Origin of the sequence: Streptomyces sp. NPDC005266, assembly GCF_040607655.1 — a bacterium.
In the GTDB taxonomy this organism is placed as follows: domain Bacteria; phylum Actinomycetota; class Actinomycetes; order Streptomycetales; family Streptomycetaceae; genus Streptomyces.
Genome location: NZ_JBEXHC010000001.1, coordinates 1 through 20,533, shown reverse-complemented (window position 1 = coordinate 20,533; position 20,533 = coordinate 1). Strand labels below are relative to the sequence as shown.

Sequence of the window (20,533 nt, the reverse complement as noted above, 5' to 3'; positions counted from 1 at the left end):
AGAAGAGAGATCGAGCCCATGTCCAAGCACACGCTCTCCGTCCTGGTGGAGAACACCCCCGGCATCCTCGCCCGGATCGCCGCCCTGTTCTCCCGCCGCGGCTTCAACATCGACTCGCTCGCCGTGGGCGTCACCGAGCACCCGGACATCTCCCGGATCACTATCGTGGTCAATGTCGAGGAGCTGCCGCTGGAGCAGGTGACCAAGCAGCTCAACAAGCTCGTCAACGTCCTGAAGATCGTCGAGCTGGAGGACGGCGCGGCGATCCAGCGTGAGCTCGTCCTGGTGAAGGTCCGCGCCGACAACGAGACCCGCTCCCAGGTCGTCGAGATCGTCCAGCTGTTCCGCGCCAAGACCGTGGACGTCTCCCCGGAGGCCGTGACCATCGAGGCCACCGGCGGCAGCGACAAGCTCGAAGCCATGCTCAAGATGCTGGAACCGTATGGCATCAAGGAGCTCGTGCAGTCCGGCACCATCGCCATAGGGCGCGGTGCCCGTTCCATCACGGACCGGAGCCTGCGCGCACTCGACCGGTCCGCCTGACCAGCGGGGGCGCCGGACACGCGCCGGACCGCATGGCGAGACCCCGAACCCTTCCCCCGCCCGCCCGTCATACGGTGGGACGCACAACCCACACGCTAGGAGAAACCCGAAGTGGCCGAGCTGTTCTACGACGACGACGCCGACCTGTCCATCATCCAGGGCCGTAAGGTCGCAATCCTCGGCTACGGCAGCCAGGGCCACGCCCATGCGCTGTCGCTGCGCGACTCGGGCGTCGACGTCCGGGTCGGTCTGCACGAGGGCTCGAAGTCCAAGGCCAAGGCCGAGGAGCAGGGCCTGCGCGTGGTCACCCCGGCCGAGGCGGCCGCCGAGGCCGACGTGGTCATGATCCTGGTCCCGGACCCGATCCAGGCCAAGGTCTACGAGGAGTCCGTGAAGGACAACCTGAAGGACGGCGACGCGCTGTTCTTCGGCCACGGCCTCAACATCCGCTTCGACTTCATCAAGCCCCCGGCCAATGTGGACGTCTGCATGGTCGCCCCCAAGGGCCCGGGCCACCTGGTCCGCCGCCAGTACGAGGAGGGCCGTGGCGTGCCGTGCATCGCGGCCGTCGAGCAGGACGCCACCGGCAACGCCTTCGCGCTGGCCCTGTCGTACGCCAAGGGCATCGGCGGCACCCGGGCCGGCGTCATCAAGACCACCTTCACCGAGGAGACCGAGACCGACCTCTTCGGTGAGCAGGCGGTCCTGTGCGGCGGCACCGCGGCGCTGGTCAAGGCCGGGTTCGAGACCCTGGTCGAGGCGGGCTACCAGCCGGAGATCGCGTACTTCGAGTGCCTCCACGAGCTGAAGCTGATCGTGGACCTGATGTACGAGGGCGGCCTGGAGAAGATGCGCTGGTCGATCTCCGAGACCGCCGAGTGGGGCGACTACGTCTCCGGTCCGCGGATCATCAACGACTCCACCAAGGCCGAGATGAAGAAGATCCTCGGCGAGATCCAGGACGGCACCTTCGCCAGGAACTGGATGGCGGAGTACAACGCCGGTCTGCCGAAGTACAACGAGCTGAAGAAGGCGGACGAGAACCACCTGCTGGAGACCACCGGCAAGGAGCTGCGCAAGCTCATGAGCTGGGTCGACGACGAGGCGTAAGAGCCTGGTGGCACGGGCGGCCGTGCCCCGGGTGTGGCGGGGGTCCCCGAAACCCCCGCCACACCCGGTTCGCGGTGTCCACCGTGTCACACCACGTGCGGGTGATCCTGCCGCATTGGCGCAATACGCTCGCCCGACCGCCACTACACTCATTTGCAACAAGCGCGTCAGGCTCACAGCGTCGTGCGTCTTCAACGCGGCTGACCCCTTCACCGCCAGCGGCCGTCGGGACGGCCGTCCGCTGAGGACTAGTGAGGACTGAAGACCACGTGAGCACTGCTTCCACCGGTAAACCCGTCGTACTCATCGCCGAAGAGCTGTCGCCGGCCACCGTCGACGCCCTGGGCCCGGACTTCGAGATCCGGAGCTGCAACGGCGCGGACCGGGCCGAGCTGCTGCCCGCCCTCGCCGATGTGGACGCCATCCTCGTCCGCAGCGCGACCAAGGTCGACGCCGAGGCCATCGCCGCGGCGAAGAAGCTGAAGGTGGTCGCTCGCGCGGGCGTCGGCCTGGACAACGTGGACGTCTCCGCCGCCACCAAGGCGGGCGTCATGGTCGTCAACGCGCCGACGTCCAACATCGTCACCGCCGCCGAGCTCGCCTGCGGTCTGCTGGTGGCCACGGCCCGCAACATCCCGCAGGCCAACGCCGCGCTGAAGAACGGCGAGTGGAAGCGCAGCAAGTACACCGGCGTGGAGCTCAGCGAGAAGACCCTCGGCGTCGTCGGCCTCGGCCGCATCGGTGTCCTGGTGGCCCAGCGCATGTCCGCGTTCGGGATGAAGGTCGTCGCGTACGACCCCTATGTGCAGCCCGCGCGCGCCGCGCAGATGGGCGTCAAGCTGCTCTCGCTGGACGAGCTGCTCGAGGTCTCGGACTTCATCACGGTCCACCTCCCCAAGACCCCCGAGACGGTCGGCCTGATCGGCGACGAGGCGCTGCGCAAGGTCAAGCCGGAGGTCCGGATCGTCAACGCGGCCCGTGGCGGGATCGTGGACGAGCAGGCGCTGGCCGCCGCCCTCAAGGAGGGCCGGATCGCCGCCGCCGGTCTGGACGTCTTCTCCAAGGAGCCGTGCACCGACTCCCCGCTGTTCGAGTTCGACAATGTCGTCGTCACCCCGCACCTGGGCGCCTCCACCGGTGAGGCCCAGGAGAAGGCGGGCATCGCGGTCGCCCGCTCGGTGCGGCTGGCCCTGGCCGGCGAGCTGGTGCCGGACGCGGTGAATGTGCAGGGCGGTGTCATCGCCGAGGACGTACGGCCCGGGCTGCCGCTGGCCGAGCGGCTCGGCCGGATCTTCACCGCGCTCGCGGGCGAGGTGGCGGTCCGGCTCGACGTCGAGGTGTACGGCGAGATCACCCAGCACGATGTCAAGGTGCTGGAGCTCTCGGCGCTCAAGGGCGTCTTCGAGGACGTCGTCGCCGAGACCGTGTCGTATGTGAACGCTCCGCTGTTCGCCCAGGAGCGCGGTGTCGAGGTGCGGCTGACCACCAGCTCGGAGTCCTCGGAGCACCGCAATGTGGTGACGGTGCGCGGCACCCTGGCCGACGGCGAAGAGGTCTCGATCTCCGGCACCCTGGCCGGTCCCAAGCACCTTCAGAAGATCGTCGCGGTGGGCGAGTACGACGTCGATCTGGCGCTCGCCGACCACATGGCCTTCTTCCGCTACACCGACCGCCCGGGCGTGGTCGGCACGCTCGGCCGGATCCTGGGCGAGGCGGGCATCAACATCGCGGGCATGCAGGTCTCGCGTGCGGCGGCGGGCGGCGCGGCCCTGGTCGCGCTGACCGTGGACGACACGATTCCGCAGCCTGTGCTCACCGAGATCGCCGAGGAGATCGGCGCCACCTCGGCCCGGTCGGTCAACCTGGTCTGACCCGGCCGTCCTACGGCCCCACTGGGCCCGGCCTCCGCTGAGAGCGGAGGCCGGGCCCATGTTCTTTGGTACGGCTTCTTTTGTACCGCGAACGGTTTTTCATCGCGGGGCGGGGTTCCCTGCTCGCTTCCGCGACGTCAGGCGCCGGACACCGTCATCGGCGCCATGTCGCCACGGTCCGGCGAGGTACCGCCGTCCGGCGGGGGCGCCGCCTCGTCCTCGGGGGTGGCGACCGGTACCCGGCGCAGCGTCACGGCCGCCAGGACCGCCGCCGCCACCAGGACCGCCGCCCCGGCCAGGGACGCGAGCTGCATGCCGTTGGTGAACGCCTCGCGGGCCGTGCCGAGCACCTGCTCTCCGGTCCGTCCCTTCAGCTGCCCGGCCACCGCGATGGCGGTGCCCAGCGTCTCGCGCACCGCGTCGAGTGCGTCGACGGGCAGCCCGGCGGGCACCGCGTCCTTGACGTCGCCGCGGTAGACGGCGGTGCCGACGCTGCCGAGCACCGCCATGCCCATCGCCCCGCCGAACTCCTGGCCGGTCTCCAGCAGGGCGGCGGCCGAGCCCGCCCGCTCGGTCGGGACGGTGCCGATCGCCATGTCGGTGACCAGCGCGATCACCATGACGATGCCGCTGGCGAGGACGGCGGCGCCGATCAGGACGGTCCACAGCGAGTCCGTACCGGCCAGTGCCAGCACCCCGTAGCCGATGGCGCCGATCAGAAAGCCGGTGCTGATGACATAGGCGCGGTTCGCGCCGCGCTGGACGACCGCGCTCGCGATCGGTGCGGCGAAGCCGACGCATACGGACGGGAGCAGGCTCCACAGCGCGGCCTCCAGCGGGCCCTTGCCGAGCACCGACTGCAGATACTGGGTGGTGAAGTAGGCCGAGCCCATCATGGCGAAGCCGGCCAGGGAGTTGATGGCGATCGACGGGCCGAAGCCGCGGTTGCGGAACAGCTCGGGACCGATCATCGCATCGCGCCGGGTGAGCTGGCGGCGTACGAAGGCGGCGCCGATGACGAGACCGGCCGCGATGGACAGGGCCGGCGGGGCGCTGAAGGCGTTGTCGGCCGCCATCTTCTTCAGCCCGTAGATCACCGGGAGTACGGCGCCCATCGACAGCGGGACGCTGAGCAGATCGAAGCCACCGGGCTGGGGGTCCTTGAACTCCGGCACCAGGATCGGCACCAGCGCCAGCAGCAGCACCATCGCCGGGACGTTGACCAGGAAGACCGAGCCCCACCAGAAGTGATTCAGCATCACTCCGCTCATCACCGAGCCGAGCGCGACGCCGCCCGCCATGGCCGACGACCAGATCGCGATCGCCTGACCGCGCTGCTTCTCGTCGCGGAACATGTTGCGGATCAGCGCCATCGTCGACGGCATCAGGGTGGCGCCGCCGACCCCGAGCACCGCCCGCGCGGCGATGAGCATCTCGGCGCTCTGTGCGTACGCCGCCGCGACCGAGGCGGTGCCGAAGGCCACGGCCCCGAACATCAGCAGCTTCCGGCGCCCGAACCGGTCGCCGAGCGACCCCATCGTGATGAGCAGCCCGGCGAGGGCGAAGGCGTAGATGTCGAAGATCCACAGCTGCTGGGTGGAGGTGGGGTGCAACTCCCGGCTGATGGCCGGCACCGCGAAGTACAGCACCGACACGTCCATGGAGACCAGGAGGAGCGGAAGCATCAGGACCGCGAACGCGGTCCATTCCTTGCGTCCGGCGCGAGTGCCGGGGGGAGTCGAAGTCATGCCGGTGAATATACGAGCGTCTTAAACGCTTGTCTAGTACGAGCGTATAAGACAGTGGTCTAGGACGGTCGTATGGGCTCGGGATAGGCTGGGGCCATGGGACATCGAGAGGATCTGCTGGCCGGTGCCAAGCGCTGCCTGCTGGACAAGGGCTGGTCCCGCACGACCGCGCGGGACATCGTGGCGGCCTCGGGCGCCAACCTGGCGTCCATCGGCTACCACTACGGGTCCAAGGACGCCCTCATGAGGGAAGCGCTCTTCTCCGCCATGGGCGACTGGGCGGATGACGTCCAGCGATCCCTCGAGGAAGACGCCGCGGCAGACGGCGCCGACCCCGACACCGGCCTGCAGCAGCGCTTCGAGACCGGCTGGACCCGGGTGCTGGAGCTCTTCGGCAAGCATCAGGCCGTCTGGCGGGCCCAGTTGGAGGCCATCCTGCAGGTCCAGAGCGACCCCGAGCTGCGCGCGGCCTTCGGCCGGGCCCAGCCGGAGGGGCGCCAGGGGCTGGTGGGGCTCCTCCACGGCATCGACGAACGCGACGTCGACGAGGAGACCTCCCGGATCATGGGCTCGTTCTATATGACGCTGGTGAGCGGAATGGTCGTCCAGATGGCCATCGACCCGGATCTCACGCCCAGCGCGCAGGACCTCATGGAAGCGATGCGCCGGATCATGGGGGGCGGTCTTCCGGCCCCCTCCGACTCCGCTTGACCTTGACCATTGGTCAGGCCCCAGCGTCCGGTGTCACCGGGCGCGGTGCCCGGCACGGAGGAAGGGGGGAGCCCGTGGCCCCGAGCCTGCTGAGCATCGGCGCGTTCTCGCGCCGGACGCGGCTGTCGCCCAAGGCGCTCCGGCTCTACGACCGGCTGGGCCTGCTGGCCCCCGACCGCGTCGAGGAGACCACCGGCTACCGCTGGTACCGCGTCGACCAGGTCGAGCGGGCGCGTCTGGTGGCGCTGTTGCGGAGGCTGGACATGCCGCTCGCGCGGATCGGCCGGGTGCTGGAGCTCTCCGGAGAGCAGGCGGCGCGGGAGGTGGCGGCCTACTGGGCCGCCGTCGAGGAACGCACCGCCCAGCAGCGCGCCCTCGCGGCGCACCTCCGTGACCGACTGTCAGGCAGGAGACCCGACATGTACGACGTCACCATCCGCGAGGTCGGCGAGCAGACCTTCCTCACCGAGCGCAGGCATCTTCTCGTGGCCGATCTCCCCGCGTGGATCGGCGCCACCCTCGGCCGGCTGGAGGCGGCCGCCCGCGAGTGCGGTGGCATCGCCGGCTCGCCGATCGTCCGCTACTACGCCGAGGTGAGCGACGAGAGCGACGGCCCGGCCGAGGCCTGCGTCCCAGTGGCCGACCCCGCCGCGGCCGAGCGCTACGCGGCCGCCCACCGCACCGTCGCCGTCAGCCATGAGCCCGCTCACCGGGAGGCCCGCACTCGTCTCGCCAAGGCGCAGGTCGCCCATCCGCAGATCGACTCCGCCTACGACGCGGTCGAGCGCTGGACCGCCGATAAGGGCCTGACCGTCACCGGCCCCTGCCGCGAGGTCTACTTCGCCGACTGGGAGGCGGCCGGCCCCGAGGACGAGGTGTGCGACGTGGCGTTCCCGGTGGAGTGACTCAGGGCGCGGCCCGTCCACCGACGGGCCCCCACCCGGCGTGACGACGGCGCGGGGCGCGTGCTGGACCGTGTCGGAAACCTGGCAGCCGAGCCGGGCCGCGAGGCAGCGCGTCGCAGGCCGGCTCGGTGTCACCGGGGCGGGGACGGCCTATGGCGGCCCGAGCCGGGCGGCCTACGGCGGGCCGAGGCGGGCGGCCTTGAGGGCCATGTGGAGGAGGAGGCGGTCCTCGCCCGCGTCCAGGTCGAGGCCGGTCAGCTGCTTGACCCGGGAGAGGCGGTAGTAGAGCGTCTGCCGGTGGATGCCGAGCCGCTCGGCGGTGCGGCTTGCCTGGCCCGCGCAGTCGAGGAAGGTTTCGGCGGTGCGGGCGAGTTCGGCGTGCGAGCGCTCCAGCAGGGGGCGTACGGCCGCGTCGGGCTCGGCCCAGGGCAGGCTGGCCAGCAGCCGGTACGGGCCGATGGCCGACCACTGAGCGACCGGCCCGAGCCGTGCGTCCGCCCGCGCGGCCCGCGCCGCGGCCAGGGCCTCGCGCCAGGTGGCGGGCAGATCGTCCAGCCCGCGCCGGGGCCCGCTGACCCCGGCGGCCGTCCGGGGCCCTCGGCCCTTGGGCGTGGCCGTGGCGCGGGGGGAGCGCAGCAGCTGTTCGGCCGTCACCCGGGCCGGGTCCAGGGCGGTGGCCGCGCGCAGCCGGATCAGGGCGGCGAGCCCCGCCTCCGCCGCCCCGTCGTCGGGGAGCACGCAGGCGGCCGCGATGCCCGGCAGATGGGGGAGCCCGGGGTGGTCGGCGTCTTCGCCCGTCCCCGGGGTCCAGGGCACGACCGCCACCAGCGCCAGCGGCCCGTCGGCCGCCCCGCGCAGCGCGGCGCGCAGCCCGGCGCGGGCTGCGTCCCGGCCGGCCGGCGATCCGGTGAGGGCGTCGTGCAGCAGCTCGCCGAGCTCCTCGCCGGCCCGCGCCTCGGCCGCCAGCAGGGCGCCGATGCGTGTCGCGGTCTCCATGGCCCGGGCCAGCCGCGGATCCGGTGCGGCGGTGGGACCGCCGAGCTCCAGATCGGAGAGGTGGCCGTCGTCCAGGAGCCAGACATAGCCGTGCACCACCCCGCGGTGGCGCACCGGCAGGCAGATACGGCCCATGAAGACCCCGGCCGCCGGGTCGGGCGGGATGCGCAGCGGGGCCTGTGCCCGTGCGATCCCGAACGCCTCGAACCAGGCCCGGACCGCCGCGGTCGAGCGGCGCTGGAGGATGGAGCGGGTACGGACGGGGTCCAGCGCCGGCTCCTCGGCGTCGTCGCTGTCGTGGGCGCCGAAGGCGATCAGGGCGAAGTCGCGGTTCTCCAGGGTCGCGGGCGCGCCGAGCGCCGCCGTGATCTCGTCCACGAGCTGCTGGTAGTCGTCTCGCACCGGGCTCTCGCCTCCTTCCCGATCCGGTCTTCAGCCTCTCATACAGATGTCTGAGATCCCGGACACCGATGCGTGACAGCTGTCGATGGCCGGGGTTCCGAGAGATCCTTAGATTTCACGGTGAGTTGAGGTTGCCGTTCGTCGGCCGTCATCGTGGAGGTGTTCCCGTGCTGGGACCCGTGCTGCTCGCCGCATCCCGCAGTGCCGCCATCCGCCGTCTCGTCTCCGCCGCGCCGGTCACCCGCCAGATGGTGGACCGGTTCGTCGCGGGGGAGCGGCTGGCCGATTCGCTGGCGGCGGTGCGCTCGCTGACGGGCCGCGGCCTTGAGGTCACCCTGGACCATCTGGGTGAGGATGTCACCGACCGGGCCGAGGCGCTGCGCAGCCGTGACGCCTATCTCGCGCTGACCGAGGCGCTGGCCGCCGAGGGGCTCGGCGGGCGGGCGGAGATGTCGGTGAAACTGTCCGCCTTCGGGCAGGCGCTGCCCGGCGGCCATGACATCGCGCTGGCCAACGTCACCCCGGTGGTGGAGGCGGCGGCCGAGGCGGGCACGACGGTCACCCTCGACATGGAGGACCACACCACCGTGGGCTCCACCCTCGCGATCCTGGGCGAGCTGCGCTCCCGGTTCCCGCAGACCGGTGCGGTCGTCCAGTCGTATCTCTTCCGGACCGAGGACGACTGCCGCGCGCTCGCTGGGGAAGGCTCGCGGGTGCGACTGGTCAAGGGCGCCTACAAGGAGCCCGCGAGCGTCGCCTACCAGGGCAAGCGCGAGGTGGACCGGGCGTATGTGCGCTGTCTGAGAATCCTGATGGCAGGCAAGGGCTATCCCATGATCGGCTCGCACGATCCGCGGATGGTCGCCATCGCGCAGGACCTGGCGCACCGCCTCGGGCGCAAGCTCGACGAGTACGAATTCCAGATGCTGTACGGGATCCGCGAGGCCGAGCAGGAGCGGCTGGTAGCGGAAGGTCACCGTATGCGGGTTTACGTCCCGTATGGAACAGACTGGTATGGGTACTTCATGCGCCGCCTCGCGGAGCGCCCCGCGAACCTCGCGTTCTTCCTGCGCTCGCTGGTCAGCCGCGGCTGACAGCGAGCCTCCCCCTCCGCCTGAGCGGATGCGGTGAAGTTCGTCGCTGATCCCTCGCGGTTCGGCCTGGCCGAGGCTTGGACGCCGAGAAGGATCAGCACTTGACTTCGCCGTAACCGCTTAGTGAACCCCCTCCGCCTAGTGGAACTCGTAACCCGACGATCGAAGGAGACAACGGCCACCATGGACGCTGTGACCCAGGTCCCCGTGCCGGTGAACGAGCCGGTGCACACCTACGCCCCCGGCACTCCGGAGCGCGCCCGCCTCGAGACCAAGCTCAAGGAGCTCACCGAGAACCCGATCGACCTGCCGATGACCATCGGCGGCGTGAAGCGGATGGGCGGCGGCGAGCGCTTCGACGTCGTACAGCCGCACAATCACTCGGCTCGCCTGGGCACCTATGCGAACGCCACTCAGGCGGACGCGCAGGACGCGATCGACGCGGCGCTCGCCGCCGCCCCGGCCTGGCGCGCGCTCAGCTTCGACGACCGTGCCGCGATCATCCTCAAGGCGGCCGATCTGCTCTCCGGCCCGTGGCGGGAGACTCTCGCCGCCTCCACCATGCTGGGCCAGTCCAAGACCGCGCAGCAGGCGGAGATCGACACGCCCTGTGAGCTGATCGACTTCTGGCGCTTCAACGTCCACTTCGCCCGCCAGATCCTGGCCGAACAGCCGGTGACCAACTCGCCCGGCGTCTGGAACCGCACCGACCACCGGCCGCTGGAGGGGTTCGTCTACGCGATCACGCCCTTCAACTTCACCGCCATCGCGGGCAACCTGCCCACCGCCCCCGCCCTGATGGGCAATGTGGTGGTCTGGAAGCCGTCCCCGACCCAGACGCACGCCGCCGTGCTGCTGATGGAGCTGCTGGAGGAGGCGGGGCTGCCCAAGGGCGTCATCAACCTGGTCACGGGTGACGGCAAGGACGTCTCCGAGGTGGCGCTGGCCCACCCCGACCTCGCGGGCATCCACTTCACCGGCTCGACCCGCACCTTCCAGTACCTGTGGAAGACGGTCGGCAACAACGTCGAGAACTACAAGACCTATCCGCGGCTGGTCGGCGAGACCGGCGGCAAGGACTTCATCGTCGCCCATCCCTCCGCCGACCCGGCGGTGCTGAAGACGGCGATGACCCGCGGCGCCTTCGAGTTCCAGGGCCAGAAGTGTTCGGCCGCCTCGCGTGCCTACGTGCCGCGCTCGCTGTGGGAGAACGGTCTCAAGGAGCAGTTCGCCACCGAAGTCAACGGCCTGACCATGGGTGATGTGACCGACCTCGAGAACTTCATGGGCGCGGTCATCGACGAGCGTGCCTTCGCCAAGAACAAGGCGGCGATCGACCGGGCGAAGTCCGACCCGACGATCGAGGTCCTCGCGGGCGGTACCTACGACGACAGCGAGGGCTGGTTCGTCCGCCCGACCGTGCTGGTCTCCACCGACGCCGACAACGAGATCTTCAAGGACGAGTACTTCGGCCCGATCCTGGGTGTGCTCGTCTACGAGGACGACGAGTACGACGTGATGCTCCAGCAGATGGAGTCGGCCTCCCCGTACGGGCTGACCGGCGCCGTCATCGCCCAGGACCGCGCCGCGGCCGCCGCCACCTGTGAGGCGCTGCGCTTCGCGGCCGGCAACTTCTACATCAACGACAAGCCGACCGGCGCCGTCGTCGGCCAGCAGCCCTTCGGTGGCGGCCGCGCCTCCGGCACCAACGACAAGGCGGGCGCCAAGCAGAACCTGATGCGCTGGACGTCCACCCGCTCCATCAAGGAGACCCTGGTCCCGCCGACGGACTACCGCTACCCGCACATGGGCTGATCCCCCCGGGGCGCGCCCGCGCCCTTGTTCCCCGCCCCCGAACCGCCTCCGCGCGGGTCGGGGGCGCTGTGGTGTGCGGGGCGCGAACGCCGCAAAGCTGTGGACGTTTCCGGCGTGGCGGTGCTAGCGTCTGGCAATCAAGTAGGCACTATTTACTGTGGTTAACGTGGGTTACCCAAGAGCGGATGTCGCCCACGCGCGGCCGGATTGATCAAGGCGGTCGAGGTCGGACGGGGGTCGGCCTCGGCCTGCGCGCGTCTCAGATAGTAGGACGTCCGACTAATTGTGCAGACACTGACGCTCCGCTGCCTTATTTTTGTGGGAGCCGAACGTCTCGCTCCATCCAGCGATGGCGGCTGCGGCCGGTGCATATGCGCAGGTGACCCCTGCCGCACTCAGGCCCCCGCCCCTTCCGGCAGCCACCTTCTCGGGGATTCCTCCCGGTCCATCGGGGTTCAGCAGAGGAGATGTGATCATGGCCGAGACGACTGTCCGCAGGACTCGCCGCAAGATCGACAACACCGACCGCAAGAAGGCGGCCGCCGCCCTCCAGCGCGCGCTCGACCGCCGCGACAACGGCGGCGCCACCGGCCACTGAGGGCGGCAGCGCCACCGGCCGGCCATCTCTGGGAGCGACGTCAGGAGCGGCGGGTGCGCGTGATCTCGAAGTGGTCCACGCGCTCGCCCGACTCCGCCAGCGTCGTGACCGTGAGCTTCGGCCGGGGGCCCGGCTCCACCTTCACCGCGATGAAGGAGAAGCCGGTGTAGCGGACCCGGGACCACTCCACGGTGTCCCGGTTCTTCTCCCCGTCCTTGGTCCAGTGGTAGGTCTTCACCTCTTCGAGATCCTTGACGTGCCCCTCATAGCTGTCGGGCACCGGGAACTCGTAGAGCTTCGCGCCCGCCCCGCCGGCCGTCACATAGACGGTCCCGTCGCGCACCGCGTCGGCGTTCCCGCCGATCGGGACCCGGCGGGCGACCTTGCCGCCCCGGATGGCGTCGGTCCGCTCGTAGACATGGTTGTGGCCGTTGATCACCAGATCCACCTGGTGCTTGTCGAACAGCGGCACCCATGCGTCGCGCACCCCGCCGTCGGAGGCGTGGGCGCTGGTCGTCGAGAAGGCGCAGTGGTGGAAGAAGACGACCAGGAAGTCGATGCCGGGCCGCTTGCGCAGCTGTTCCAGCCGCCGGTCCAGCCACCGGGTCTGCGCGCCGTGCGTATAGCCCTTGTTGGCGGGGATCTCGTACGAGACGTCATTGGCGTCGAGTGCGATCACGCCCACGTTCCCGTGGACGAACGAGTAGATGCCCGGTGCCTTCCGCGGATCCGGTCCGTTGCCGGGGAGCGACCAGCGGGCCAGTTGACCGCCGTAGCCGTCGGGGGAGTACCAGGCCTCCATGTCGTGGTTGCCGGTCGTCACCATCCACGGCACGCTCGACGCCACCGAGTCGGTCTGGGCGAGGAAGTTGTCCCACACGCGGGCGTCGTAGAGGTCCGACTTCTCGCCGTGGCCGGTGGTGTCCGCGTAGCACAGGTCCCCGGCGTGCAGATGGAACGAGGGGTTCTGGCCCAGGATCAACTGGTCGTTGGCGAGCGCGTCATAGCTGACGCCCTGGTCGCCGAAAGCGGTGAAGACGAACGTCCCGGGCTTGTCGGGCGCGGTGCGGAAGGTGCCGACGGAGGAGAAGCGGCGGGGGTCGGCCGGGTCGTAGCCCTGGTGGCCGACGCCGTAGTAATACGTGGTGCCGGGGCTCAGCCCGGCCACGTCGGCGTGCACGTAGTACTGGTCGACCGCCGGGAGCTTGTCGCCGAGCGACGGGGTGTGCAGATGGCGCACCTCGGCCTCGATCCCGCGGCTCAGATCCAGCGGCCCGGGGCCGATCCGCACATACGGCTTGCGCACGGCGAACGGCACCTGCCAGGAGATCCGCATCTGCGTCCTCGGGTCGGCACCGAAGGCGAGATGGCGGCCGAAGGGGGCGACGTGCGAGCCGTCGACGGTCACGACTCCCGGGCTGACGGCCGCCGCGCGGGACGGCTTGGGGTCGGCGGCGCACGCCGAGCCGCTCAGCAGTCCGGCGCTCGCGACCGCGCCCGCCGCCCCGCCGCCGCGCAGCACGCGGCGGCGGGAGAACCGGGCCCGCAGGTATTCATGCTGCTCGGCCATGGTCATGCGGCCGGCGAGCGGCTCCGGGATGCCGAACCGTGGTGTATCCATGGGACGCAATGTCCCCCCGGCGGGCAACCGCCTACCGTACGTGGGGTGAACGCAGGCTTTCGGGCCAGCGGTATGTCCGAATGGCGGACACCTTGTGTCAGCCAATGGGACGAGCGGTAAGGTCCGGGTATGTCTCGCTCCCTTCGCCTCGCAGTGATCCCCGGTGACGGTATCGGCCAGGAGGTCGTCGCCCAGGGCCTGAAGGTCCTCTCCGCCGCCCTCCCTCAGGACGTGAAGCTGGAGACGCGGAATTATGACCTCGGCGCCCAGCGCTGGCACGCGACCGGCGAGACCCTGCCGGACTCCGATCTGGAGACGCTGAAGGACCACGACGCGATCCTGCTCGGCGCGATCGGCGACCCGTCGGTGCCCTCGGGCGTGCTGGAGCGCGGGCTGCTGCTCAAGCTGCGCTTCGCCTTCGACCACTACGTCAATCTGCGTCCCTCGAAGCTCTTCCCGAACACCGCGACCCCGCTGGCCGGCCGCCCCGACATCGACTTCGTGGTCGTGCGCGAGGGCACCGAGGGCCCGTACGTCGGCAATGGCGGCTCCCTGCGCACCGGAACCCCGGCCGAGGTCGCCACGGAGGTCAGCCTCAACACGGCCTACGGCGTCGAGCGGGTGGTCCGCGACGCGTACGCCCGTGCCGCCGCGCGCCCGCGCAAGAAGCTGACCCTGGTGCACAAGAACAACGTCCTGGTGCACGCCGGTCACCTGTGGAAGAACATCTTCGACAAGGTCGGCGCGGAGTACCCCGAGGTCACCACCGACTATCTGCATGTCGACGCCGCGACGATCTTCTTCGTCACCCAGCCCGAGCGGTTCGACGTCATCGTGACCGACAACCTCTTCGGCGACATCCTGACCGACCTCGCCGCCGCCGTCACCGGCGGCATCGGGCTCGCCGCGAGCGGCAACATCAACCCCTCCGGCGCCTTCCCGTCGATGTTCGAGCCGGTCCACGGCTCCGCGCCGGACATCGCGGGCACCGGCAAGGCCGACCCGACGGCGACCGTCCTCTCGGTGGCCCTGCTCCTCCAGCACCTCGGCTACGAGAGCGAGGCGGCCCGTATCGAGACGGCCGTCGCGGAGGACCTCGCGGAGCGGGACGCGGCCACGCCGCGCACCACCGACGAGATCGGCGACGCGCTCGCCGCCCGCGTATCGGGCTGACCCAGCCTGTGCCCGTGCGCGGCTGGGTGCGACCATCGACCTGGGCCGCGCACGCGCACGCGTCGTCCTTCACCCTCGGCCCCACGTAAACGATCAGAGATAATCGCTCGTGGGGCCGCTGTGGGAGGGGAAGCTCGGACGTCCTAGTACCCGATCGGGGCAGGATGGTGTGAGCGCGCGGTCCGCGACAACCGAAACGGTGAAGGACTACCACTCATGACGACGCCCACGATCGAGCTCAAGCCCTCTTCCCATCCGCTGTCCGACGCGGAGCGTGAGAAGATCCTGGCCAACCCCGGATTCGGCCGCCACTTCACCGACCACATGGTGACCATCAAGTGGACGGAGGGCCGCGGCTGGCACGAGGCCCAGCTCGTGCCGTACGCCCCGCTCTCGTTCGACCCGGCGAACATGACCCTGCACTACGCGCAGACCATCTTCGAGGGACTCAAGGCCTACCGGCAGCCCGACGGCACCGTGGCGAGCTTCCGCCCCGAGCAGAACGCCGAGCGCTTCCAGGCCTCGGCCCGCCGCATGGCCATGCCCGAGCTGCCCGTCGAGACCTTCATCGCGGCCTGTGACGCGCTGATCACTCAGGACAGGGCCTGGGTGCCGGGCAACGGGGAGCAGTCCCTCTACCTGCGGCCGTTCATGTTCGCCACCGAGGTCGGGCTCGGCGTCCGGCCCTCCAATGAGTATCTGTTCGTCGTCATCGCCTCCCCGGCCGGCGCGTACTTCTCCCGTGGGGTGCAGCCGGTCTCGGTGTGGCTGTCGGAGGAGTACGTCCGTGCCGCGCCCGGCGGCACCGGCGCCGCCAAGGCGGGCGGCAACTACGCCGCCTCGCTGGTGGCCCAGGCCCAGGCCGCCGAGCAGGGCTGCGACCAGGTGGTGTGGCTGGACGCCATCGAGCGCCGCTGGATCGAGGAAATGGGCGGGATGAACCTGTACTTCGTGTACGGGAACCGCATCGTGACCCCCGAGCTGTCCGGTTCGCTGCTGCCGGGCATCACCCGCGCTTCGCTGCTGCGGATCGCCGAGGACCTCGGCTACGAGGTCTCCGAGGGCCGGATCTCCGTCGAGGACTGGCGTGCGGCCACCGAGGACGGGAGCCTGACCGAGGTCTTCGCCTGCGGCACGGCGGCCGTGATCACCCCGGTCGGCTCGGTGAAGTCCGCCCGCGGGAACTGGACGGTGGCCGACGGGCAGCCCGGCGAGGTGACGATGAAGCTGCGCACGGCCCTGCTGGACATCCAGACCGGCGCCGCCCCGGATACCCACGGCTGGATGCACCCCCTGGGCTGATCGCAGCTCCGGGGTTGACGGCCGCGGTTCGCATCCTGAGACGGATGGGAGCGCGGGGGCGGAATGTGCCAGACTGCCCCCGTGCTCTCGTTCGCCATGATTATTGGCAGCAGGCGCGCCGGTCCGCAGTGACCGCCCCGTACGACCCGGTACGGCGCGGCCACCGTGCCCCAGACCCGCGCGCAGACCTCTCGCACCCGCGAGGGGTCTTTTCGTTTTCCGGACCATCCCACCGGATGCGAAGCGTGAGGGATCATAGGAGGAGCGCGGAACCGGTTATTCCGGTTAGACCGAGATCCATCCGACAGGAGTGCCAGACCACCATGAAGGATCTGCCCGACGACAGTTTCCATGTCTTCGACACCACGTTGCGCGACGGCGCGCAGCGCGAGGGCATCAACCTGACGGTCGCGGACAAGCTGACCATCGCCCGGCACCTGGACGACTTCGGCGTGGGCTTCATCGAGGGCGGCTGGCCCGGCGCCAACCCGCGCGACACGGAGTTCTTCGCGCGGGCCCGCGAAGAGATCGACTTCAAGCACGCACAGCTCGTCGCGTTCGGCGCCACCCGCAAGGCGGGCGTACGCGCCGAGGACGACGCCCAGGTCAGGGCGCTGCTCGACTCCCAGGCGCCGGTCATCACGCTGGTGGCCAAGTCCCACGACCGCCATGTGGAGCTGGCCCTGCGCACCACGCTGGAGGAGAACCTGGAGATGGTCCGGGACACGGTCGCGTATCTGCGCTCCCAGGGCCGCCGGGTCTTCCTGGACTGCGAGCACTTCTTCGACGGCTACCGGGCCAATCCCGGTTACGCCAAGCAGGTCGTTTCCGCCGCGCACGAGGCGGGCGCCGACGTCGTCATCCTCTGCGACACGAACGGCGGCATGCTCCCCGGGCAGATCGACGCGGTGGTCCGTACCGTCCTGGCCGACACCGGCGCGCGGCTGGGCATCCATGCCCAGGACGACACCGGCTGCGCTGTCGCCAACACCCTCGCCGCGGTCGACGCGGGCGCCACGCATGTCCAGTGCACGGCCAACGGGTACGGGGAGCGGGTCGGAAACGCCAACCTCTTCCCGGTGGTCGCGGCCCTGGAGATCAAGTACGGCCGACGGGTGCTGCCCAAGGGCGCGCTGGAGGAGATGACCCGGATCTCACACGCGATCGCCGAGGTCGTCAACCTGACGCCGTCCACTCACCAGCCCTATGTGGGTGTTTCCGCCTTCGCCCACAAGGCCGGGCTGCATGCCTCCGCCATCAAGGTCGACCCGGACCTGTACCAGCACATCGACCCCGAACGCGTCGGCAACACCATGCGGATGCTCGTCTCGGACATGGCGGGCCGCGCGTCGATCGAGCTCAAGGGCAAGGAACTGGGCATCGACCTCGGCGGCGACCGGGCCCTGGTGGGCCGGGTGGTCGAGCGGGTCAAGGAACGCGAACTCGCGGGCTACACCTACGAGGCCGCCGACGCCTCCTTCGAACTGCTGCTGCGCACCGAGGTCGAGGGTCGGGCCCGCCGCTACTTCCGTGTCGAGTCCTGGCGGGCGATCGTCGAGGACCGCCCGGACGGCACCCACGCCAATGAGGCGACCGTCAAGCTGTGGGCGAAGGGCGAGCGCATCGTCGCCACGGCGGAGGGCAACGGCCCGGTCAACGCCCTGGACCGGGCGCTGCGGGTCGGCCTGGAGCGGATCTATCCGCAGCTCGCGAAGATGGAGCTGGTGGACTACAAGGTCCGCATCCTGGAAGGCAAGCACGGCACCGAGTCCACGACCCGGGTGCTCGTCTCGACGACGGACGGCCAGGGGGAGTGGTCGACCGTCGGCGTCGCGGAGAACGTGATCGCGGCATCCTGGCAGGCGCTGGACGACGCCTACGCCTACGGACTGCTGCGGGCCGGGGTGGAGCCGCAGGAGTAGCGGACCGTGTGGGAGTCCGCGGCCCCGGCAGGGCACGAGGGGGGTGTAGCCCTGCCGGGGCCGCGGAGTATGAGGGGGCGGGATACGCGAGCGGTCTCGCTCGCCCAAGCTCGTTTAAGTTTGAACAACTATGAGGGTAGCAGGGGCCCGGCGACGCAAGGGGGTGGGGCGGGGCGGAAGTACCCCGTCCGGCGGTCCTTCCGCTCCGGCGGGCGCCGCCCATCCGGGTGGTCAAGCCGCGAGATGACCGGTCGGGCTGCGGAAGTTTGTGGAGTGCCGACAGCGTCGATTGTCCTTGAGAGCGCCAGGTGGCGCGAAATCCGCTGCCCAGTTCTGTTCTGCCTGCCCACCAAATCGCGCCCGACGTTGTATGAAATTGACATGCGTTTCCGGGGGTCCGGGAACGTACCGTCGATGCATGACCAATCTCGAAGGTGCGCCCGCTGAGGCGAGTCTCGAAGGTGCGCCCGCTGAGGCGAGTGACGTTCGCGGGCGCGTCGCCGAGCTGCACGCGATCCGCGAGCAGGCTCGGCGCGGCCCGAGCGAGCGGGCGACCGAGGCTCAGAAGGCCAAGGGGAAGCTGACGGCTCGCGAGCGGATCGATCTGCTGCTGGACGAGGGTTCCTTCACCGAGGTGGAGCCGCTGCGGCGGCACCGCGCGAGCGGGTTCGGGCTGGAGGCGAAGAAGCCCTACACCGATGGGGTCGTCACCGGCTGGGGGACCGTCCACGGACGGACGGTGTTCGTCTACGCACACGACTTCCGGATCTTCGGTGGGGCGCTGGGGGAGGCCCACGCGACGAAGATCCACAAAATCATGGACATGGCCATCTCGGCCGGGGCACCGCTGGTGTCCCTCAACGACGGCGCCGGCGCCCGCATCCAGGAGGGTGTCTCGGCGCTCGCGGGCTACGGCGGCATTTTCCAGCGGAACACCAAGGCGTCCGGCGTCATCCCGCAGATCAGCGTGATGCTCGGCCCGTGCGCGGGCGGGGCGGCCTACTCCCCGGCGCTGACGGACTTCGTCTTCATGGTCCGTGAGACCTCCCAGATGTTCATCACCGGACCCGATGTGGTCCAGGCGGTGACCGGTGAGAAGGTCTCGCAGAACGGGCTGGGCGGCGCGGATGTGCACGCCGAGACCTCCGGTGTGTGCCACTTCGCCTACGACGACGAGGAGACCTGCCTGGAGGAGGTGCGCTACCTGCTGTCGCTGCTGCCGCAGAACAACCGGGAGAACCCGCCGGCCGCCCCGTCCGACGACCCGGCGACCCGGCGCGGCGACGCGCTGCTCGACCTCGTCCCGGCCGACGGCAACCGCCCGTACGACATGCGCAAGGTCATCGAGGAGATCGTCGACGACGGCGACTACCTCGAGGTCCACGAGCGCTGGGCGACCAACATCATCTGTGCACTGACCCGGCTGGACGGCGCGGTGGTGGGCATCATCGCCAACCAGCCGCAGTCACTCGCCGGGGTGCTGGACATCGAGGCGTCGGAGAAGTCCGCGCGCTTCATCCAGATGTGCGACGCCTTCAACATCCCGCTGATCACGCTCCTCGACGTGCCCGGCTTCCTGCCCGGTGTCGACCAGGAGCACGGCGGGATCATCCGGCACGGCGCCAAGATGCTCTACGCCTACTGCAACGCCACCGTGCCGCGGATCTCGGTCATCCTGCGCAAGGCGTACGGCGGTGCCTACATCGTCATGGACTCCCAGTCCATCGGCGCCGACCTGACCTTCGCCTGGCCGACCAACGAGATCGCGGTGATGGGTGCCGAGGGCGCCGCCAACGTGATCTTCCGCCGTCAGATCGCCGAGGCCGACGACCCCGAGGCCATGCGCGCCCGCATGGTCAAGGAGTACAAGTCCGAGCTGATGCACCCCTACTACGCGGCCGAGCGGGGCCTGGTCGACGACGTCATCGACCCGGCCGACACCCGTGAGGTCCTCATCCGGTCCCTGGCGATGCTGCGCGACAAGCACGCCGATCTGCCGTCCCGTAAGCACGGCAACCCGCCGCAGTAGTTGTGACAAGGGAGACGAGACAACCGTGAGCACGCCCAGCGATATCGCCGATACCGTCACCGCCGGTTCGGCGGCCGCCCTGGTCCGCGTCGAGAAGGGCCACGCCGACGCCGAGGAGCTGGCCGCGGTCACCGCGGTGCTGCTCGCCCGCGCGGCCGCCACCGCGGGCCACCACCGCGCCGGCGGTACGGTCCGCCCGCCCCGCAGCGCCGCGCGCTGGCGTCGGCTGGAGCGCCGGCCTGCGTTCCGAGCCCCGCACAGCTGGCAGGGCTGAGCCCGCCGCCATCGCCTCCGGACGGCCGCACACCGCCCGGGCGCACCGGCTGGACACACTGCCCGCACCACGCACAGATCCCCTGTTCTCCTCGGAGAGCAGGGGATTTTGGCTTCTTCGGGCTGAGCCCGCCGCCATGGCCTCCGGACGGGGGCTGAGCCCGCCGTCATGGCCTCCGGACGGGGGCTGAGCCCGCCGCCATCGCCTCCGGACGGCCGCACACCGCCCGGGCGCACCGGCTGGACACACTGCCCGCACCACGCACAAATCCCCTGTTCTCCTCGGAGAGCAGGGGATTTTGGCTTCTCGGGCGACTCGGCTACCTCAGCCGGGCCATCAGGGCGTGCTCGACCAGGGTGATGAGTGCGCTCTTGGCCTCGCTGCGGTGGCGGGCGTCGGTGACGATGATCGGCGCGTCG

Annotated in this window: 16 protein-coding genes and 1 pseudogene; 13 read left to right on the top strand and 4 right to left on the bottom strand. The window is 70.2% G+C overall.

Translation table 11 applies throughout. The annotated features are described in order from the left end of the window. Window positions 1-18: 18 nt before the first annotated feature. From ilvN to serA, 3 genes are all read left to right on the top strand, one after another. Window positions 19-543 carry an acetolactate synthase small subunit gene (ilvN, locus tag ABZU99_RS00085; protein WP_355950591.1) on the top strand — a complete coding sequence of 175 codons (525 nt, stop codon included), beginning with the start codon at window positions 19-21 and terminating at the stop codon, window positions 541-543. A gap of 111 nt (window positions 544-654) precedes the next feature. Continuing rightward, window positions 655-1,653 carry a ketol-acid reductoisomerase gene (gene ilvC / locus ABZU99_RS00080; RefSeq protein ID WP_355950588.1) on the top strand — a complete coding sequence of 333 codons (999 nt, stop codon included), beginning with the start codon at window positions 655-657 and terminating at the stop codon, window positions 1,651-1,653. A gap of 269 nt (window positions 1,654-1,922) precedes the next feature. After that, window positions 1,923-3,524 carry a phosphoglycerate dehydrogenase gene (gene serA / locus ABZU99_RS00075; RefSeq protein WP_355950585.1) on the top strand — a complete coding sequence of 534 codons (1,602 nt, stop codon included), beginning with the start codon at window positions 1,923-1,925 and terminating at the stop codon, window positions 3,522-3,524. Window positions 3,525-3,661: 137 nt separating this feature from the next. Here serA and ABZU99_RS00070 read toward each other — a convergent pair whose 3' ends face one another. Further along, the gene (locus ABZU99_RS00070) at window positions 3,662-5,272 is read right to left on the bottom strand and encodes an MFS transporter (RefSeq protein WP_355950582.1); all 1,611 of its coding nucleotides are present in this window, start codon (window positions 5,270-5,272) and stop codon (window positions 3,662-3,664) included. Window positions 5,273-5,368: 96 nt separating this feature from the next. Between ABZU99_RS00070 and ABZU99_RS00065 the strand changes: the two genes are divergently transcribed. Together ABZU99_RS00065 and ABZU99_RS00060 are read left to right on the top strand one after the other, a co-directional pair. After that, on the top strand, window positions 5,369-5,983 hold the full coding sequence (locus tag ABZU99_RS00065) for a TetR family transcriptional regulator (RefSeq protein ID WP_355950579.1): 615 nt from the start codon (window positions 5,369-5,371) through the stop codon (window positions 5,981-5,983). A 74-nt stretch (window positions 5,984-6,057) separates the two neighbouring features. Further along, on the top strand, window positions 6,058-6,888 hold the full coding sequence (locus ABZU99_RS00060) for a MerR family transcriptional regulator (RefSeq protein WP_355950576.1): 831 nt from the start codon (window positions 6,058-6,060) through the stop codon (window positions 6,886-6,888). A 174-nt stretch (window positions 6,889-7,062) separates the two neighbouring features. Here the strand turns inward: ABZU99_RS00060 and ABZU99_RS00055 are convergent, their stop codons facing one another. Continuing rightward, window positions 7,063-8,286, bottom strand: a complete 1,224-nt coding sequence (locus ABZU99_RS00055) for a helix-turn-helix domain-containing protein (protein ID WP_355950573.1) — start codon at window positions 8,284-8,286, stop codon at window positions 7,063-7,065. A gap of 167 nt (window positions 8,287-8,453) precedes the next feature. On the opposite strand from ABZU99_RS00055, the gene ABZU99_RS00050 reads away from it, so the two are divergent. The 3 genes from ABZU99_RS00050 (at window position 8,454) to ABZU99_RS00040 (ending at window position 11,793) form a co-directional block, all read left to right on the top strand. Beyond that, on the top strand, window positions 8,454-9,380 hold the full coding sequence (locus ABZU99_RS00050) for a proline dehydrogenase family protein (protein WP_355950570.1): 927 nt from the start codon (window positions 8,454-8,456) through the stop codon (window positions 9,378-9,380). Between the two features lie 183 nt (window positions 9,381-9,563). Continuing rightward, complete coding sequence (gene pruA / locus ABZU99_RS00045; protein WP_355950567.1) at window positions 9,564-11,195, top strand: L-glutamate gamma-semialdehyde dehydrogenase; 1,632 nt, start codon at window positions 9,564-9,566, stop codon at window positions 11,193-11,195. Between the two features lie 475 nt (window positions 11,196-11,670). Next, on the top strand, window positions 11,671-11,793 hold the full coding sequence (locus tag ABZU99_RS00040; protein ID WP_355950564.1) for a hypothetical protein: 123 nt from the start codon (window positions 11,671-11,673) through the stop codon (window positions 11,791-11,793). Window positions 11,794-11,833: 40 nt separating this feature from the next. On the opposite strand, the gene ABZU99_RS00035 is transcribed toward ABZU99_RS00040, so the two are convergent. Next, window positions 11,834-13,414: a metallophosphoesterase family protein gene (locus ABZU99_RS00035; protein ID WP_355950562.1), complete on the bottom strand. Its 1,581-nt coding sequence runs from the start codon at window positions 13,412-13,414 to the stop codon at window positions 11,834-11,836. Window positions 13,415-13,543: 129 nt separating this feature from the next. Here ABZU99_RS00035 and ABZU99_RS00030 point away from each other — a divergent pair, with 129 nt between their 5' ends. The 5 genes from ABZU99_RS00030 (at window position 13,544) to ABZU99_RS00010 (ending at window position 20,114) form a co-directional block, all read left to right on the top strand. Beyond that, window positions 13,544-14,587 (top strand): 3-isopropylmalate dehydrogenase, encoded by a 1,044-nt coding sequence (locus ABZU99_RS00030; RefSeq protein ID WP_355950560.1) that lies wholly within the window; start codon window positions 13,544-13,546, stop codon window positions 14,585-14,587. A gap of 216 nt (window positions 14,588-14,803) precedes the next feature. Continuing rightward, complete coding sequence (locus ABZU99_RS00025; protein ID WP_355950557.1) at window positions 14,804-15,889, top strand: branched-chain amino acid aminotransferase; 1,086 nt, start codon at window positions 14,804-14,806, stop codon at window positions 15,887-15,889. A gap of 323 nt (window positions 15,890-16,212) precedes the next feature. Next, entirely contained in the window at window positions 16,213-17,811 is a 1,599-nt protein-coding gene (gene cimA, locus ABZU99_RS00020; protein WP_355950554.1) for a citramalate synthase, read from the top strand. Between the two features lie 418 nt (window positions 17,812-18,229). Continuing rightward, entirely contained in the window at window positions 18,230-19,840 is a 1,611-nt protein-coding gene (locus ABZU99_RS00015) for an acyl-CoA carboxylase subunit beta (RefSeq protein ID WP_355950553.1), read from the top strand. Window positions 19,841-19,865: 25 nt separating this feature from the next. After that, window positions 19,866-20,114, top strand: coding sequence for an acyl-CoA carboxylase subunit epsilon (locus tag ABZU99_RS00010; protein ID WP_355950552.1), 249 nt, complete (start codon window positions 19,866-19,868; stop codon window positions 20,112-20,114). Between the two features lie 319 nt (window positions 20,115-20,433). On the opposite strand, the pseudogene ABZU99_RS00005 reads toward ABZU99_RS00010, so the two are convergent. Further along, a pseudogene (locus tag ABZU99_RS00005) lies at window positions 20,434-20,533 on the bottom strand (ATP-binding protein); the annotation flags it as partial.

Bases quoted from the DNA above. Each gene is read 5' to 3' on its own strand.
- ABZU99_RS00065 (WP_355950579.1), top strand. From the start codon at position 5,369: ATGGGACATCGAGAGGATCTGCTGGCCGGTGCCAAGCGCTGCCTGCTG.
- pruA (WP_355950567.1), top strand. From the start codon at position 9,564: ATGGACGCTGTGACCCAGGTCCCCGTGCCGGTGAACGAGCCGGTGCAC.
- cimA (WP_355950554.1), top strand. From the start codon at position 16,213: ATGAAGGATCTGCCCGACGACAGTTTCCATGTCTTCGACACCACGTTG.
- ABZU99_RS00040 (WP_355950564.1), top strand. From the start codon at position 11,671: ATGGCCGAGACGACTGTCCGCAGGACTCGCCGCAAGATCGACAACACC.
- ABZU99_RS00035 (WP_355950562.1), bottom strand. From the start codon at position 13,414: ATGGATACACCACGGTTCGGCATCCCGGAGCCGCTCGCCGGCCGCATG.
- ABZU99_RS00015 (WP_355950553.1), top strand. From the start codon at position 18,230: ATGACCAATCTCGAAGGTGCGCCCGCTGAGGCGAGTCTCGAAGGTGCG.
- ABZU99_RS00070 (WP_355950582.1), bottom strand. From the start codon at position 5,272: ATGACTTCGACTCCCCCCGGCACTCGCGCCGGACGCAAGGAATGGACC.
- ABZU99_RS00030 (WP_355950560.1), top strand. From the start codon at position 13,544: ATGTCTCGCTCCCTTCGCCTCGCAGTGATCCCCGGTGACGGTATCGGC.
- ABZU99_RS00025 (WP_355950557.1), top strand. From the start codon at position 14,804: ATGACGACGCCCACGATCGAGCTCAAGCCCTCTTCCCATCCGCTGTCC.
- ilvN (WP_355950591.1), top strand. From the start codon at position 19: ATGTCCAAGCACACGCTCTCCGTCCTGGTGGAGAACACCCCCGGCATC.